Source organism: Pseudoalteromonas sp. SG43-6 (assembly GCF_014164365.1).
Classification (GTDB): domain Bacteria; phylum Pseudomonadota; class Gammaproteobacteria; order Enterobacterales; family Alteromonadaceae; genus Pseudoalteromonas; species Pseudoalteromonas rhizosphaerae.
The window spans coordinates 35,334-53,189 of sequence record NZ_JACJEZ010000005.1; the positions used below are offsets into that span (position 1 = coordinate 35,334).

The following is a 17,856-nucleotide window of genomic DNA, read 5'->3' on the forward strand; positions in this document are numbered from 1 at the left end:
TATATGTGAATTACTTAATGAGTTTTTTGTTGCTCTATCAACAACTCATTCAATTGAGCTAATCGTTCTGGAGTTCCGATATCGTCCCAGTTACCTATGTACAGCTCCGTAGAGACAACATGCTCAGCCAATTTACTTTTTAATAATGGCCCTAAGCGATGAGTACCCGCTGTAATTCCTGCAAAAAATTGCTGATGAAAGCGACTAATACCAGAAAATGTATACTTGGGGCTATCTGCGCTTAGATGACGCAACGTAAAGTCACCATTTGGGTTGTGGGCTGGATTTTCAACCAACACAATATGTGCCTCGCCCGCATCTAAGTGAATATGCAGTAATGAACTAACATCATAGTCGGTAAATATGTCGCCATTAATAACAATAAATTGCTCACCAAGCAAAGGTAATGCTTGAATAATACCACCTGCAGTTTCTAATCCCTGCTCAGGCTCTTGGCTATACTCAATATGTACTCCAAGCTGGCTACCATCGCCAAAGTAAGCACGGATCTTATCTCCTTGCCAAGCAAGGTTTATAATAAAATCAGTGATCCCTGCTGTTTTTAGTCGCTCAATATGATGCTCGATTAATGGTTTTCCTTGCACCTTTAACATAGGTTTAGGTAATTCTGCGGTAAGTGGCATCATTCGCTGACCGCGACCCGCGGCTAAAATCATCGCTTTCATTATTTAGTTGGCACTTTATTAAGTGCGACTAAGGTAGCAGGAATAATCTTACTGTTGATCCATTTACCCAGCTCCACCAACGATGAATGATCTTGCGCCACATCACTAATGTAGCGCAGTGTCGGTAATACATTATCCATATAACCGAGTTTACCATCGCGTAAATTTAACCGGCAAAAAATACCCGCCGCTTTTAAATGGCGTTGAATACCGGTTAAATCAAACCATTGTTTAAAGGTTGCAAAGCTGATGTTACTGAGCAAGCCCTGTTGCTCAAACTCAGCAAATGCATGCTCAAGTAAGTATTCAAGTTCATCGTGAGGAAGTTTAAAATAACAATCACGCAGTAACGATACCAGGTCATAACATACCGGGCCTTGCACGGCATCTTGATAGTCAATAATTGCCCATTGCTGTTCACTGTGCATAATATTACGGCTATGAAAATCACGGTGTACGGTGACGCTAGGTTGCGCGAGTATATTTTCAATTAATAACTCACAGCTCGTTTGCCATAAATTACGTTCTGCAGCAGTAACTTCTAGCTCTAAAAATCTCTCTACCAACCATTCTAAAAAAATACTTAGTTCTAATTCTAAAAATGCCCGATCAAAATCTTTCATGTGCTCAACAGGCGGCATTTTTGCCCATTGTGCACTAAGTTTTATAAGGTGTTTATAGTGATTGATACGTTCTTTATCATCCAGCATATCAGCAAGATGTGTGTTGCCTAAATCGCTTAATAAGAAGAACCCTTGCTTTTCATCAGCATGTAATATTTTTGGTAGTTTGAAACCATGCTCAGAAAAAACTTTGTTGAGTTCTATATAAGGAGTGTTATCGAGCTTAGCTGGATCTGAGTCCATAACTATATAGCTATCTTGACCGCGATTTAGGCGGAAATAACGACGAAAGCTGGCGTCTCCGGTGATCGCAGCTAGCTGGTATACTTCATCTTCGAAGTGCGGATTTAAAAACTGCTGTAAACTTTTATAACGATTCATTTTACAAGATATCTATTTTTCACTAAGTCAATTACTGTATTTGCCATTGTTTTCCTTTATTATGTCATTCTTACATCCAACGACAGCATATTAAGGTTAATAAATGAGCAAAACCTGGGGCATGATGATGCTAAGTGTGATCAGCGCACCATCGTTCGCCGAAACTGAACTGACACACAACTTTTGTGGCAATTCAATGCAAACCAGAGCTTGGCAACCGCTTGCTGGCCTTGACTTAGGCATGATCGATATCCGTTCAGATGATATTGAACTGCTTGGCACCCAAAGCGCAGAATTTACCGGTAATGTTGATATTAACACCCTTACTATGAGTTTGTCCGCACAAAGTGCGCTAATTGACAAACAGCGTGGGTTACTTAATGCAACTGGCCCTATTACTTACCGTGACACTATCAGTGAAGTAAATAGCTCAGGTCTTAATGCTGATTTAAATAGTTCTGAAATCAGCCTACTTGGTGCCGATTATAAGCTGACGGATCAACAAGCACACGGCGGTGCAGAAAAGCTCACCATTAATAAGTCTGGCTTAGATCTGCTGAACGCAAGCTTTACTACCTGTCCAAGCGATACGCCCGTGTGGGCAATTCAAGCTGAACAAATTTTATTATCCCGTGAAGAAGGCTGGGGCGAAACCCATGATATGGTATTACGTATTATGGATACGCCAGTACTTTATTTACCCTATTTCACTTTCCCAATTGATAATCGAAGAAAATCAGGCTTATTAACACCCAATATTTCCAGTTCAGATCGCTACGGCGTAGAAACTGTTACTCCATATTATTGGAATATTGCACCAAACTTTGATGCCACGATTACACCTCGCTATATGTCTAAAAAAGGCTTACAGCTGCAAACCGAGTTTCGTTATTTAAGTGATATCAATGAAGGTCTCGTAGCACTTGAATACCTTGACAAAGACGACTCCGAACCAGAACTCAAAGAGCGCTTTCTATTTCACTGGCAACAACAAAGTTATTTTGCCGAAAACTGGCGTGCAAATGTTGATATAACCAACGTCAGCGATGATAACTATCTCACTGATTTGGGTTCTAATTACGCAACACGTACTGACACCCAACTGTATCGTACTGGCTCGTTATCACACTTAGGTGATACTTGGCGTACAGATATTAAAGTACAAAACTTTGAAGTGCTCGGTGATCATCTTGAATCGTATGCGGCATGGCCACAAATTAGCTTTTCACAAACAGCACCATTTAGTTTTCAGGATATTGAACTGACCCTAGACGGTGAACTGAGCCACTTTACTAATGATACGGCAATCATAGAAAAAGCCACTCGGGTGCACATCGAACCCAAAGTAAGTTATGGTTATCAAGAGCATGCTTGGTCGTTTTTATCTGAATTTAGCGTACTGCACACTAACTATAAGCAAGAAGGTGATTTAGCTAATACCGATTATGCTAAATCAGTTTCACGTACCTTGCCTAAAGTGCGTTTATACAGCCAATTAAACTTTGAGCGTGATACCACTATCTTCGCTGATGATGGGATTCAAACCTTAGAGCCACAAGTGCAATATTTGTATACACCAAATAAAGATCAATCCGATATAGGTTTATACGATACGACAAAACTACAAGATGATTTTTTTGGTTTATTCCGTGATAGTCGCTTCTCAAGCGTTGATCGTATAGCCGCAGCGAATCAATTTACATTAGGTGCAACCACGCGTTTATTTAATAATAAAAACGAAGAATTGTTTAATTTTAGTGCCGGTCAAATATTTTATTTAAGTGACTCTGCCAAGCCAACATCACAAGGGTTAAACTCAGATACCAACTATAATGCCTTGTTTGCCGCACAAACCATGTTACATTGGCACCGCCGCTGGTATTTATCAGGCGGAATTCAGTATGACACCGATGGAAAGCAGATTATCCAGTCAAATGTGACTTTAGATTATAAAGGTGACGATAATCAGCTGGTACAATTGAACCATCGCTATGCAAATGATGTCTCAGGCAATACAATCGAACAAGTTGGCTTTTTTACTAGCATTCCGCTCAGTGATCAATGGCAGTTTGTAAGTAGCTATCACCGCGATTTAGAAAGCGGTCGTAGTGTCGAGGTGTTCAGCGGATTGCAATATGAATCCTGCTGTTGGGCCTTTCAAATTACCGGTCGTCGCCAAATCGCAACTGATTTAAATCAAGCGATAGGCCAAGAACAAGCCACTTTTGATTCAAGCATTGGGTTTAATATTGTCTTAAAAGGGTTAGGTAGTAAAAGCCGTTATGATGCACAAAAATTATTACAACAAGGTATTTTTGGCTATCGTAGACCGTATTTTCTTAATAACTAGTATTACCGTACTATTAGCAAGAGTATTAGAAAAAGTATGAATTTAAAAAAATTATTAGCATCAGCATTTTTGACGCTTGGTTTATACCAAAGCGCTTTCGCAGCCCCTGTTGAAATAGACAAGGTGGTTGGTATTGTAAACCAAGGGGTTATTTTACAAAGTGAAGTTGACACCATAGTTAACCGTGTAAAAACCCAAGCCAAAGAGCAAGGACAAGAATTACCTTCGGATGATACGCTACGCATTCAAGCAATGGAGCGCTTAGTAAATCAAGCGCTGATGATGCAATTAGCCGAGCGTATGGGGTTAGAAATCTCTGATAGTCAACTGGATCAAACTTTGGTTAGTATGGCTAAAGAACAAGGCGGAACAATTGCAGACTTGCGCCGTACGATTGAAGCGTCAGGCGAGAGTTTCCAGTCTTATCGTGAAGAAATTCGTAAAGAAATTACTACTCAACAAGTGATGCGCGCAAACGTAGATCGTCGTATTTATATTAGCCCGCAAGAAGTTGATAACCTTTTAAAAATAATGGAAAGCCAAGGTCAAAATACGGAAGAGTATGACATTGGTCATATCCTCATTGATATTCCAAATAATGCCACTGCAGATGAAATTTCTGATGCAAAAACTCGTGCCGATAAAGTCATCGAATTTTTACGAGAAGGTAAAGAATTCAAACGCATCGCTATTTCATCATCAAGTGGTTCAAAAGCTCTTGAAGGTGGTCAGCTAGGTTATATGAGTATCAATGAAATGCCGTCATTATTTGCTGAAGCAGTTAAAGGCACTAAAAAAGATGCCATTATCGGCCCGCTACGCTCTGGCGCTGGTTTTCATATCATTAAAGTGCAAGATATTCGTGGTCGCCAGGTTGTTGAAACAACTGAAGTTCGTTCTCGCCATATCTTAATCAAGCCGTCAATTATCTTAAGTGAAGAAAAAGCCCGCAATATGCTAAATGGTTTTGCCAAAGAGTTACGCGCAGGTACAGCTGATTTTGGTGAGCTTGCTAAAGAGTATTCAGAAGATCCAGGCTCTGCACTTAAAGGTGGAGAGTACGATTGGACAGATCCTACAACCTATGTGCCACAGTTTAGAGACGCCCTACTATCACTTGATAAAAATGAGATCAGTGACCCGTTTAGAACCACATTTGGTTGGCATATAGTGCAGCTATTAGACAAACGCATTGCTGATAAAACCGAACTAGCTAAACGTAACCGTGCTCATGGCATGCTCTTTAATCGTAAATTTAAAGAAGAAAGCTTTAACTGGCAGCAAGAAATGCGTGAGCAAGCCCATGTTGAAATTTTCCCAATTGATGAATAACCAATGATTCTACGTATTGCAATTACTCCCGGCGAACCTGCCGGGATCGGCCCAGATTTACTGTTGCAACTTGCACAGCATGATTGGCCTGCGCAGCTGGTTGTGATTGCTGATAAGCAGTTATTACAACAGCGAGCCAAACAGCTTGGTTTAACAATCAATTTAATTCCATTTGATGAAAACGCAGCAGCAGCAATCGCTCCAGCAGGGAGTGTCTATCTGCACCAAGTTGATTTAGGTGCCGAAGTTGAAATGGGTGTATTAAATGATGCCAACGGCCAATACGTACTCGATACTTTACGTATCGCGTGCGAAAAAAATATGAATGGTACGTTTGCTGCGGTTGTAACTGGCCCTGTTAATAAAGGTATTATCAATAAAGCTGGTATTTCATTTAGCGGCCATACCGAATACTTTGCCCAGCAATCAAACACCCCTGATGTGGTGATGTTGTTAGCTACTGAAGGCTTAAGAGTTGCACTAGTGACCACGCACATCCCACTAGCTTATGTATCACGTGCTATTACAAGTGAGCGTTTAAGTAAAGTTGCGGGTATTTTAAACCATGATTTACAAACTAAATTTGGTATCGAAAAACCACGTATTTTAGTCTGTGGGCTTAACCCTCATGCGGGTGAAGATGGCCATTTAGGGCGTGAAGAAATTGACACCATCACCCCAACCATTGAACAGCTAAATAGTGAAGGTATGAATTTAATCGGGCCATTGCCTGCTGATACCTTGTTCCAAGACAAATATCTATCACAAGCTGATGCTGTGCTGGCAATGTATCACGATCAAGGTTTACCTGTGCTAAAATACAAAGGTTTTGGCAAATCGGTTAATATCACCCTTGGTTTGCCGTTTATACGCACCTCAGTTGATCACGGTACGGCGCTCGATTTAGCCGGTACTGGTGATGCTGATGTTGGTAGTTTTGAATTAGCGATCCGCGAAGCAATTAAGCTCGCCCATGAAAAAGCACAAAATCAATGACAGATAAAGTACATTTAGGACACCGCGCCCGCAAACGTTTTGGGCAAAACTTTTTATGTGATGAGATGATCATCGATAAAATCGTCACCGCGATTGATCCTAAACCTGAAGATAATTTAGTTGAAATCGGTCCTGGTCTAGGTGCTATCACTGAACCGGTAAGTGAGCTAAGTGGCCACTTAACGGTTGTTGAGCTAGATAAAGATTTAGCCCAGCGCTTAACTGAGCATCCTTTTTTAGGGCCTAAGCTTACTGTGCATCAAGGTGATGCAATGAAATTTGATTTTTCAAGTTTGATCAAAGCTGACCGCAACAAACTAAAAGTGTTTGGTAATTTACCGTACAATATTTCAACACCGTTACTGTTCCATTTATTCGAGTTTGCCGACAACATTGAGCATATGCATTTTATGCTACAAAAAGAAGTGGTAAAACGCATGGTAGCAGGACCTGGTAGTAAAACATTTGGTCGCTTGAGTGTAATGACACAGTATTACTGTAATGCAATGCCTGTCATCGAAGTACCACCAGAGTGTTTTAAACCAGCACCGAAAGTTGATTCTGCCGTTATTCGTTTAATACCGAAAAAGCCAGAGCAACGTACAGCAAAAAGTACTAAAATTCTTAACACTGTGTGTTTAGAGGCCTTTAATCAGCGCCGCAAAACACTGCGCAACAGCTTAGCTAATTTACTCACCGCAGATGAATTAACTAGCATTGGTATAGATATCACGTTGCGTGCTGAAAGCCTTTCGTTACAACAATTTATTGATATAGCTAATTGGATTTATGACAACAAGCAGTAATTTGGGCTCACCCATCAAAGTATCGGTAGAAACATTTTATGTTGAGGGTCAATCACAACCTGAACTTGATAAATATGTATTTGCTTATTCCGTTACCATTAAAAATCACAGTCTATGCAGCGCAAAGTTAATTAGCCGCTATTGGTTGATCACTGATGCAAATGGTAAAGAAATCGAGGTACAAGGTGAAGGCGTAGTCGGTGAAAAACCAACTATTGGTCCTGGTGAAAGCTATAAATATACCAGTGGTGCAGTGCTAGATACTCCCGTAGGAACGATGCAAGGTTATTACACCTTGAAGAATGAGTTCGGTACAGAGTTTGATGCACCTATTAATGTTTTTCGTTTATCACTGCCTAATATTTTACATTAAATAACCTGAAATCGGGTTAAGATATTTATTAACGCATTGATTTAATGATATAACTAGCCTTTAAGCTGTCCTGTCGGAGATTTTCAGAGATAACAAGGCGAATTTACGCGTCAATAGCTGGCCTATTGCAAGTAGATTCAACGCAGTTAGCGTTGAAAATAGCCACAGGAGATAGATTTATTCTCCCGAATTTAGGTTAAATAATGGCAAATTATGCGATAGGTGATCTACAAGGTTGTTATAAAGAATTTCAAGCTTTGTTGCTGCAAGTTGACTTCAACCCAAGCAAAGATCACCTTTATTTAGTGGGCGATATTGTCGCCCGCGGCCCCGACTCACTTGCCTGCCTAGATTATATATATACACATCAAGATAGCATCACCGTTACCTTGGGTAATCACGACTTACACCTGATTGCCAATTACATGTTAGATAAACCCGCTAATCCTAAAGACAAGCTCACCGCCCTGCTTGATTCCACAAAGCTACCTGCTTATATAGCCATGTTACAACAGCAACCACTTGCTTTATGGCTTGAAAAAGAACAGGTATTTATTAGCCACGCCGGTCTCAACCCCGCATGGTCCATTGAGCAGGCTCTGCAACATGCTCAATTTGCTGAATCCTGCTATCAAGGTGAGAATGCGCGCGATTTTTTCAAACATATGTATGAGCAGCACCCTAGCCTTTGGAGTGAACAACTCAATGACTTTGAGCGGTTTCGTTATATTATAAATTACTTTACTCGAATGCGATTTTTAACCCTTGATGAACAATTAGAGTTAAGCTATAAAGGTGGTATTGCTAACGCTACTGCAATGATCCCTTGGTTCAAGCACCCAAGATTTACAACTTTTAAACAACATATTGTTTTTGGTCATTGGGCTGCTCTTGAAGGTGTAACCGATCATGAAAATATCTACGCTTTAGACACTGGTTGTGTGTGGGGTGGAGCTATGACCTTGCTAGAATTAAAAAACAAACAATTATTCAGCATTAATTCAGCTAATTCTATCTAAATAACCTGAAAAAAAACTCATCTTCTGTTAGATTTAAAGTTATAAATGTTAAAAGTAATTAAATTTAATTACTTAACTTATCCGCAATAAAGCCGATAAAGTCTAATTGCTACTCTCTTTATGGAATTTTTATATGAACTTAACTGTCAGCCAGCGTATTTGGGGTGGTTTTATTTGTATCACCTTATTACTTCTTTTAATTGGGGGTAATTCACTGTTCAGAATCGCAAATATTAATAATTCAGCGCAGCAAGTAAATCAATTATCATTGCCTGCACTGGAACAAAGTTCTGAACTTCAGGTTGAGTTTATCTTAATGAGTAAAGCTGCCCAAGCAAGCTTTTATACCACTTCAGCTGCAGAGCTTGCGCCAATTGAAAAATCAGTGTTCGAACAAAAACAACGCTTTGATAAATCTTACTCGCAATTACGACAAGTTGTCAGTGACAATGCTCAACTAAATCAAAGTAGTCAAAGCGTGGAACGAACTTACAAAAGTTTTATTAAATTAGTAGAAGATTTATTAAAAGATAAAAAAACTCAATTAGAACTCAATAAATCATTACGAGCACAGTTAGAAACTATTGAGCTTGCTGCAGAAGATGCTAACTCTGTGGTTTTGGATATTATCGATATTGATGGTTTAGAAAGCAGTGATAGCAGAGCCTATCAAGCAGCTAATAAATTAGAAAATAACTTTTTATCTTTGGTGACTAACAGCACTGACATGCTGACAGTTAAAACCCAAAATACCTTAGATATCGTCAAAAATGAGCAGCTTTATTATTTAGAAGAAATTGAGCGTAGTTTAAAGCTACTCAAACCGGTTGTTGAAGCCGCTGAGCCGGGTTTATACAACGATCTAAACAACTACTTTGTCTCTATTCGCGATAACATTCTCGGCAACAATAGTATTTCAGCTAATAAAAAGCGTTTAATTGATGTGATCGCAATGACTGAAACGGAACTTACTGAGGCAGAGCAAGCTACGGCAACTGCATTAAAACAACTCAACGAGTTAGTCGCTCAAGCGAGTAATGTTGCTTTTGAATTACAAAAAGAAGTTAGGATCGACGTCGACTCAGCCAACTTATGGACTTGGGTTGGTATGATAAGTGCTACCTTACTAGCTATAATAGTGGCTTATATAACAGTTAATCGCATTACTAAACCACTTGCAGAAGTTAACCGCATTCTTGATATTGTTGCTAGTGGCGATATGACACAACGTCTTGATGATACGGCTAAAGATGAATTTGGTGAGCTATCGCGTAGTTGTAATACACTTATCGCCAGCTTACGCAGCTTGATCAAAGGCATTATATCTCGTTCCACACAACTTGCTGCGGCCTCAGAAGAAACGTCTGCTATTACCGGTGAATCAAGCCAAGCAATTCGTAATCAACAAGCACAGGTAGAACAAGCGGCAACAGCGACAACAGAAATGAGCAGTACCTCACAAACGGTGAGTAATAGCGCACAACAGGCACTTAAAGAAATCAAAAATGCCGATAAAGAAGCTGAACGAGTTAAGGGTATTTCTAGCCAGAATAAATCGACCATTGAGCAGCTAGCTCGTGAAGTTGAATCAGCCTCACTAGTCATTAATAAGCTTCATCAAGATAGCGCCTCGATTGGTAGTATTCTTGATGTTATTCGTGGTATCGCGGATCAAACTAACTTACTAGCACTTAATGCAGCTATTGAAGCAGCACGTGCCGGTGAACAAGGTCGTGGTTTTGCCGTTGTTGCTGATGAGGTTCGTTCATTGGCTAGTAAAACACAAGCCTCGACTCAAGAAATTCAAGCCATGATCGAATCATTGCAAACAGGCGCTGAAGCAGCCGTAACTGCAATGTCTAAAGGCAAGCAACAAGCTGATTCTTGTGTTGAACAATCAGACCTAGCCAACGCAGCACTGGATTCAATCACCTCAGCGGTTGCTTTAGCACATGATGTGAGTGAAGAAATATCGACCGCAGCACAAGAGCAACAACAAGTCTCACAAGAGATCAGCGAGCGCCTTGAGTCTATCGTAGCCATTGCTGAACAAACCGCTGAAGGAGCTAATCAGACTAATATATCAAGCTCTGAGGTCGCTAAACTTGCCGAAGAGTTACGCTTGTCTGTAGATGAGTTCAAAGTCTAGGGCAAAGCAAATTAAAACAACAAAGCCGTGTTGATTTAAAACACGGCTTTTTTTTCGAAAAAATAAACCACCGATACCCCACTTTTCACTGCTGAGCTAACAAATTGCGTGAGAACAGCCAACTGTTATAATTTCATCGTCCACACACTAGCTTTGCTTGTTGGCAATACTCCATTATTTTTCCACAAAAAAGCCGAACTCCACGTTAATAAAGTTCGGCTTTTAATGATCATCAAGCTTAGCTAGATTACTTTACCTATGCAGCAGGATACTCGCGATACGCACGCTCAATATTCTTCGCTTGCTTTTTAGAGATACCTAAATGCGCAAGTGCTACACGTAAACGTGCGCGCGATAGATCTGAGCCTAATATTTCCATTGCATCAAGTACTGATGTTGAAGACGTTTTGCCAGTAATAGCGACAAATATCGGCTCTAAAAAGTCTTTAATCTTCAGCTCATGGAAAGTAGACACCGCTTTAGCTATAGCAAATATTGCTGATTTTTCCCAGCTTCGTAAGCCCTCAAGCTCCCAGATAAAGAACTGTAAAGCTTGGCGAATTACATCTTCATCGGCTTTACCAGCGGTCAGTAACGCAGGGTCGTAAGTTGGAATGCCACCGACAAAATGACCGGCTAAATCAACCATATCTGATAGGGTATTAATGCGGGCTTTCGCCTCTGGTAATACTTTAGCAAGCATTGCCCCATTAAACTTCCAATCTACAAAGCGCTGAATTAGCTCTTCGTTGCTGAAGTTTTCGCGGATCCACATGCCGTTTAACCAGCTTAGTTTATCAACGTCAAATACTGGGCCACCGAGTGATACACGCTTCATATCAAAATGTTCAATCATTTCAGCAAGCGTGAACTTTTCACGCTCATCCGGCATTGACCAGCCCATGCGTCCAAGGTAGTTAAGTACCGCTTCAGGTAAGTAACCCATTTCTTTATAGTAATTAATAGAAGTTGGATTTTTACGCTTAGATAGCTTTGACTTATCTGGATTACGTAATAGTGGTAAGTGACCAAGCACCGGCGCTTGCCAACCAAAATCTTCATATAATTTTAGCAGCTTAGGCGCAGAGTTGATCCACTCCTCACCACGGAAAATATGGCTAATTTCCATATGGTGGTCATCAACCACGTTAGCTAAAAAGTAAGTTGGGAAACCATCGGCTTTAAGTAACACTTGCATATCAACGTTTTCCCACGGGATCTCAATTTCACCACGTAAGTAATCGTTAAATTTAAAGGTACCTTCGCTTGGAATATTCATACGTATAACGTAAGGCTTACCGGCAGCTAAGTTGGCTTTAATTTCGTCATCCGTAAGGTTTAAACCACGGCCATCGTATTTAGGACGCAGGCCTTCAGCCATTTGCTCTTCACGCATTTGGTCCAGCTCTTCGCTAGTTGCAAAACAATAAAATGCTTTGCCATCATCAACTAACTGATGCGCATATTTTTTATATAAATCGCTACGCTCTGATTGACGATAAGGACCAAACTCACCACCGACATCAGGACCATGATCCCATTCAAGCCCTAACCAACGAAGACTATCCATAATCGCTTGTTCTGATTCTGAAGTGCTACGTACTTGGTCTGTGTCTTCAATACGAAGTACAAATTCGCCACCTTGCTGCTTAGCAAAACAGTAATTAAATAAGGCGATATAAGCGGTACCAAGATGCGGGTCACCGGTTGGTGACGGCGCAACACGTGTACGAATTGTCATGGTTATGTTCTCTTTCAATGGGCAATAAAATATGCGCTAAATGCTAACACAGCAAATGCGCTTGAAAAATGAATATTAAGCTGCAGCTTTATTTAAGTAAGCAATGATATCGTTTGATTCATATAACCAAGTGACTTGGTTATCTTTTTCGATACGTAGACACGGTACTTTTATTTTTCCGCCTTGTTCGAGCAATTCTTGACGATACCGTTCATTACTTTTCGCGTCGCGCGTTTCAACTTTTAACCCTTCGCGTTTAATTGCACGGCGCACTTTTACGCAGAATGGGCAAGCTTTGAATTGATATAGTTTAAATTGTGCAGTGAGTTGATCAAGCTGAGCTTGCTCTCCCGCAGGACGTTTTTTACTACGTGGTGTAAAAACAAAATCAAAAAATAAGATCAAACTACCTAATAACCAACGAACTAATTTCATCAACTGGGCCCTGTTTACAACAATTTAAGGGCACAGATTTTAGCACAGAATATAAAGCTAAAATAGCATCAAAGAACGTGAATCCATCTCCTAAAAGGTAAAGCAATCCACGTTATTTTAAAAATATAAAGCAAAACTCAATACCGCAGTGAAAAGGCCTGCATCAAAGAATAAAAGCTTGAGTCTTGCTGTATTATTAAACTATTCATTTATATCCTCAAGGGATGACTTTAATGTTTACAATGTAGTAGTTTGATAATCTAAAACAACACCAAATCATCTCGATGGATCACTTCACTACCGCAATCAAAAGCTAGCAACTTTGTAATTTCACTTGAATGACAACCTTTAATGGTATCGGTTTCAGCTTTACTAAAACGTACTAACCCACGGGCCACTAATTGTTGATCGCTGGTGACTAAATCAATCAAATCGCCACGTTCAAACTGCCCGCGCACACCGCGTACGCCTTTGGCTAATAAACTAGCGCCTTGTTGCTGTAAAGCATTTACTGCGCCATCATCAATCACTATTTGGCCACTACTTTTAGGTCCAGCTAACAGCCATTTTTTACGGCCATCTCTTGGCGCTGTTAGCTTTACAAAGCGTGTGCCTGGTAACTGTTCGCTCATACAATTAAGGATCACATTTTTACCAGCACCTTTGGCTATAATCACTTCCACCCCGGCTCGACGAGCGATATCAGCGGCTTGCAATTTCGTTGCCATACCACCCGTGCCTAGACTAGTTCCACTGCCACCAGCAAGCTGGCGTAACTCATCATCAATATGTGCCACTTCGTCAATTAATTGCGCATTAACATCAGTACGTGGATCACTGGTAAATAAACCTTCTTGGTCGGTTAGTAATAATAATTTGTCGGCATTAGCTAATATAGCGACCAGTGCTGAGAGGTTGTCGTTATCACCGACTTTAATTTCAGCAGTTGCGACCGCATCATTTTCATTAATGATTGGCACCACGTCATAACTTAATAATGCAGTTAAAGTATCGCGGGCATTGAGGTAGCGTTCTCGGTCATCAACGTCAGCGCGAGTCAGTAGCATTTGCCCTACATTCACGCCATATAAAGCAAATAAGCTTTGCCAAATGTGGATAAGCTGACCTTGACCAATCGCGGCAAGCATCTGTTTATCAATCAAAGAACGACCGCAGGGTTTTAATAGTTGCTCTCGGCCAGCAGCCACCGCGCCACTTGATACCAGCACAACTTGATGACCTTGCTTTTTTAATTCACAACATTGGCGAACTAATTCAACCATGTGTGCTTTGTCGAGTTTATCGGTTCCACCAGTGAGTACACTCGTTCCCAGCTTAACCACTATTACCTGTGCCCTTTGCATGCTTTTTACTACACAAAAATATTGAAGGATTTATTTATACCAGTTATCGATTTTTGAACAAGTTAAAAATATTCAATCACGGTGCTGACGTGCTAGGATCGTGTTTTAATTCACTTTAAAGCGACCTTCATGCCAGCCAGTTTATGTTTAATAATCGCCACCTTTTTATGGGGTAGTTCTTTTATCGCGCTGAAATACGCGATCGCCATTTATGACCCTGCACTGGTGATTTTTTTACGCATGTTAACCACCTTAGTCATGGCATTGTGCTTATGGCGTTACGTTATTCGCTTTAAATATCATCAAGGTGACTGGAAATATCTGGTGGGGATGTCGCTGGCTGAGCCCTGTTTGTATTTTTTATTTGAAGGCCATGCGATGGAATATACTTCAGCTTCTCAAGCGGGGGTTATTGTATCGTGCTTACCGATTATCGTAGCACTTTTAGCGTTTTTTATGCTCAAAGAGTACATTAGTAAGGCCATTGTTATTGGTTTCACTTTTTGTATTGGCGGCAGTATCTTATTAACTTTAATGTCGCCAAGCTCAGAGCAGGCTCCCAATCCATTGCTGGGTAACTTTTTGGAGTTAATGGCAATGGTCTGCGCTGCATTTTATACTATTTCAGTTAAACATTTAGTTGCTCGCTACTCACCATTAACCTTAATTGCACTGCAAGGTTTTAGCGGTAGTCTGTTCTTTGCGCCATTTTTACTGTTTATTGATTTACCCAGTGAAAATCAACACGACCTTGGCGCATTATTAAGTATTTTATATTTAGGCTCTTGCGTCACCTTAGGCGGCTATGGTTTGTATAATTACGCAATTAGTAAGGTGTCAGTGCTCACTGCCGCAGCCTATTCAAATTTAATACCGATTTTCACCCTAATATTATCAGCAATTATCTTGGGAGAAGTGCTTTCTCTTAGCCAATGGCTCAGCATTGGCGTGGTATTTGTAGGTGTAATGATAAGTCAGCGTCATCAAGAATTGGTAGTAGACATAGATAACACCGATGCAGGTGATGGCAATTTATCGGCAGAGACTAATAATCGTAATTCAGTCCCGGAGGCTAAAGAGTCAAACGGATAACAGGTTAATAAATACAAGCCTTTATGCGCTAAAAAATCGTACTGGGACTGATGAATAACCGCAATCCCACGCACTCGATAGCGATCAATTTGGCCATTTTGCGTTTGTAAGCTAAATTGCTCACCTACATTCACTTTTTGTAAGAAAGCAAAGTGAGTGTCATTATGTCCAGCAATTAACACGCCTGCTTGCTCAGAGCCTAGCTCTGCACTAGCTAAAAAGTGACTCGGAGCAAACGCTAAGTTACGGCCACTGGCTCCTGCTAATATTGTTAAGGTTTGCTTTTGGCTTGGCCAATTCAGTTGTGCAGTTACATAACTATCAGCATAGAACCAGGGTTTAACTTGTTGCTCTGGCGTTGTCAGTGCCACTTGCCAAGCCTGCTCTATAAGGTGTTGTGCCAGCCACGCTTTAGCTTGCATATAACTACCATGACCAAGCAACGCCAAGCCAACAATCAACAATATAGCGCCAATCACTGCTTTCATTTTTTCAGTCTCAACACTGCAAATCCAGCCAACAGCATGCAACCGAGTAAAATATGTAGTCTGCTTTGCCCATCAGTTTGTGGCAAACTCATTGCTAGACCCTGAGGTCGTTGATTAACCACTTGCACATTCTGCTCAGCAACAGTGCTCGATGGTGTCTGTTCAATCGCTACAAAGGCGGTAAACGGACTAAGTAATTGATGTTCAAGCGCTAGACTCTCAACCTGTGCTTTAACCTGCTCTTGCTCGTTATAAAGTAATAATGATTTAATTTTTTGCCGTGCCCACAACCTTGCAATTCCATGAGCCGGTCGCCCTTGTTGTGTATTTAACTTTATCGACAACGGTCCTTGCGCCGTTTGCCCCGCTAAAGTAACGCCGGCATTATTATCAAGCTTTATAGCAACCATCACCGGCTCTGAAAAATACAGGTCGGGTAACGGCGATGGCCAATATTCAAGAGCTTGATTTGCCAAATCACTGCTAAGCGCAAGTTGAGTAATTGCAGGATGAGCTAACTTATCAAATAGTTGCTGCATTTTTGGTTGCACGTCACTACTGCTGCCAATATAAGTAAACGTTCCGCGCCCAACATCTGCAGCTCGACGCATAAAGTAACTATTAGGCGCACTACCGATACCAATCGTAAACAAACGACTATCACCTAGTTGCGCACTAATATGTTTAAACAATGCATCTTCATTACTGACACTGCCATCGGTTAAAAATACCACTTGACGCACATACCCTAGATGCTCACGAGCATCTAGTACACCATCTAATGCCCCTTTAATATCAGTGCCGCCATCAGCTTGTAAATTATATACAAAGCGCTCAGCACGGCGTAAATTAAAATCATTAGCCGGCACAGGTTTATCGCTCATAGGCATAATTTGATCGTCAAAGCCGACAATATTAAAGCTGTCGTTACTATCAAGTAACGATAACGCATAATGAAGTGCACTTTTGGCTTGCTCCATTGACTGTCCGTGCATAGAGCCGGAAGTGTCGACTACAAAAATCATTTCTCTTGATAGACGCTGAGTCTGCGTAAAATGATCATCCGGCGGCAGCAACATTAATAATCCATAACGCTCACCATTACTGAGCTGCTCAGTAAAAAATGCGGCTTGCGCTTGCTCTTTTTGCAGCGGTTTAAACTCCAGTAAAAAATCACGATTCACGGCACGTTGTTCATTTAAAGTAACTTGATACTGACCAAATGCCAGATTTTCGGTATTAATACGATGATATTTAGACTGAATATCCACCAGCTCTAGGCCAACATCAATATTAACCGTTAGCTTAAACTCGCCTTGAACCGCGCCTGCATTTTTAGTGGCCATGTAAATCGGTGCTATCCACCCCGTGGCAGCAATACTCGCTGATGATAACTCATTACTCTGCGAGTCAATCATATCCTCTGCTGTTTCATTTAATACCCCATTAATCGGATGGTAACGCGGCGTTATCGTGGTTGGAAATCGTAGTGCAAATGTACCACTGCGATAATCAATCACTTCTTGATATTGCAGCTCTATTTGTACTTCTTCGCCGGGGCCGATGTTTGCCACATTAGTGACAAACATGTTTGCACGCTGCTGGCGCACTAAAGCGGCTTGTTTACCCGCTTGTTGCGCCTGTTGAAAACGCAGCTCGGCTTGTGCTTTTTTATCAATTTCACCTTTGATCACTCGCTCACCAATGTGCATAGTCATAGCATGCACCGCACTTTCCTCTGGCAGCGGAAAGACATAGCGTGCATTAACAGCAAACGGGTTTTCATTGCGATAATGTTGAGTTACCACGACATGGTTTATCAATCCGGTGACTGTCATGGTGGCATCACTTTTTAAGATAACGCCAGGCGCTGCCTTTGCACCATTGCTGTCGAACATAGTTAGTTCTGGCGATGTGCTGGCGTTACTCGCACAGCTAACAAACGCGATGAAGGTAAAAAGGCTTCCCCGTAACCATAAATGGCTACGGGTCAGCACTTTGCTTGGTTTACTCAACATAAA

At 41.0% G+C, this 17,856-nt stretch carries 15 protein-coding genes; 8 read left to right on the forward strand and 7 right to left on the reverse strand.

What is annotated here, in order from left to right:
* Nucleotides 1-14: 14 nt before the first annotated feature.
* Nucleotides 15-686: an N-acetylmuramate alpha-1-phosphate uridylyltransferase MurU gene (gene murU / locus H5201_RS03110; RefSeq protein WP_182717153.1), complete on the reverse strand. Its 672-nt coding sequence runs from the start codon at nucleotides 684-686 to the stop codon at nucleotides 15-17.
* Complete coding sequence (locus H5201_RS03115; RefSeq protein WP_182717154.1) at nucleotides 686-1,690, reverse strand: aminoglycoside phosphotransferase family protein; 1,005 nt, start codon at nucleotides 1,688-1,690, stop codon at nucleotides 686-688. Before H5201_RS03115 ends, murU begins: the two co-directional genes overlap by 1 nt.
* A gap of 103 nt (nucleotides 1,691-1,793) precedes the next feature.
* Between H5201_RS03115 and lptD the strand changes: the two genes are divergently transcribed.
* The 7 genes from lptD to H5201_RS03150 all read left to right on the forward strand — a co-directional run bounded on the left by lptD (nucleotide 1,794) and on the right by H5201_RS03150 (nucleotide 10,715).
* On the forward strand, nucleotides 1,794-4,040 hold the full coding sequence (gene lptD / locus H5201_RS03120) for an LPS assembly protein LptD (protein WP_182783698.1): 2,247 nt from the start codon (nucleotides 1,794-1,796) through the stop codon (nucleotides 4,038-4,040).
* Between the two features lie 36 nt (nucleotides 4,041-4,076).
* The gene (gene surA / locus H5201_RS03125) at nucleotides 4,077-5,372 is read left to right on the forward strand and encodes a peptidylprolyl isomerase SurA (RefSeq protein WP_182762070.1); all 1,296 of its coding nucleotides are present in this window, start codon (nucleotides 4,077-4,079) and stop codon (nucleotides 5,370-5,372) included.
* 3 nt (nucleotides 5,373-5,375) lie between these two features.
* On the forward strand, nucleotides 5,376-6,368 hold the full coding sequence (gene pdxA / locus H5201_RS03130) for a 4-hydroxythreonine-4-phosphate dehydrogenase PdxA (RefSeq protein ID WP_182717156.1): 993 nt from the start codon (nucleotides 5,376-5,378) through the stop codon (nucleotides 6,366-6,368).
* On the forward strand, nucleotides 6,365-7,174 hold the full coding sequence (gene rsmA / locus H5201_RS03135; protein WP_145235444.1) for a 16S rRNA (adenine(1518)-N(6)/adenine(1519)-N(6))-dimethyltransferase RsmA: 810 nt from the start codon (nucleotides 6,365-6,367) through the stop codon (nucleotides 7,172-7,174). Before pdxA ends, rsmA begins: the two co-directional genes overlap by 4 nt.
* Nucleotides 7,158-7,547, forward strand: coding sequence for a Co2+/Mg2+ efflux protein ApaG (gene apaG, locus H5201_RS03140; RefSeq protein ID WP_145235442.1), 390 nt, complete (start codon nucleotides 7,158-7,160; stop codon nucleotides 7,545-7,547). Before rsmA ends, apaG begins: the two co-directional genes overlap by 17 nt.
* A 203-nt stretch (nucleotides 7,548-7,750) precedes the next feature.
* The gene (locus H5201_RS03145; RefSeq protein ID WP_182783700.1) at nucleotides 7,751-8,566 is read left to right on the forward strand and encodes a symmetrical bis(5'-nucleosyl)-tetraphosphatase; all 816 of its coding nucleotides are present in this window, start codon (nucleotides 7,751-7,753) and stop codon (nucleotides 8,564-8,566) included.
* A gap of 133 nt (nucleotides 8,567-8,699) precedes the next feature.
* Nucleotides 8,700-10,715, forward strand: coding sequence for a methyl-accepting chemotaxis protein (locus H5201_RS03150; protein ID WP_149982095.1), 2,016 nt, complete (start codon nucleotides 8,700-8,702; stop codon nucleotides 10,713-10,715).
* 256 nt (nucleotides 10,716-10,971) lie between these two features.
* Here H5201_RS03150 and gltX read toward each other — a convergent pair whose 3' ends face one another.
* From gltX to proB, 3 genes are all read right to left on the reverse strand, one after another.
* Entirely contained in the window at nucleotides 10,972-12,456 is a 1,485-nt protein-coding gene (gene gltX, locus H5201_RS03155) for a glutamate--tRNA ligase (protein WP_182717159.1), read from the reverse strand.
* Between the two features lie 75 nt (nucleotides 12,457-12,531).
* Nucleotides 12,532-12,891: a glutathione S-transferase N-terminal domain-containing protein gene (locus tag H5201_RS03160; RefSeq protein WP_182762069.1), complete on the reverse strand. Its 360-nt coding sequence runs from the start codon at nucleotides 12,889-12,891 to the stop codon at nucleotides 12,532-12,534.
* Nucleotides 12,892-13,151: 260 nt separating this feature from the next.
* On the reverse strand, nucleotides 13,152-14,255 hold the full coding sequence (proB, locus tag H5201_RS03165; protein WP_145235430.1) for a glutamate 5-kinase: 1,104 nt from the start codon (nucleotides 14,253-14,255) through the stop codon (nucleotides 13,152-13,154).
* 129 nt (nucleotides 14,256-14,384) lie between these two features.
* On the opposite strand from proB, the gene H5201_RS03170 reads away from it, so the two are divergent.
* Nucleotides 14,385-15,347, forward strand: a complete 963-nt coding sequence (locus H5201_RS03170) for a DMT family transporter (RefSeq protein ID WP_145235428.1) — start codon at nucleotides 14,385-14,387, stop codon at nucleotides 15,345-15,347.
* On the opposite strand, the gene H5201_RS03175 is transcribed toward H5201_RS03170, so the two are convergent.
* Complete coding sequence (locus H5201_RS03175; protein ID WP_145235426.1) at nucleotides 15,239-15,835, reverse strand: class GN sortase; 597 nt, start codon at nucleotides 15,833-15,835, stop codon at nucleotides 15,239-15,241. The two genes, H5201_RS03170 and H5201_RS03175, sit on opposite strands and share 109 nt — an antisense overlap.
* Nucleotides 15,832-17,853: a marine proteobacterial sortase target protein gene (locus tag H5201_RS03180; protein ID WP_182783702.1), complete on the reverse strand. Its 2,022-nt coding sequence runs from the start codon at nucleotides 17,851-17,853 to the stop codon at nucleotides 15,832-15,834. Before H5201_RS03180 ends, H5201_RS03175 begins: the two co-directional genes overlap by 4 nt.
* Nucleotides 17,854-17,856 lie beyond the last annotated feature (3 nt).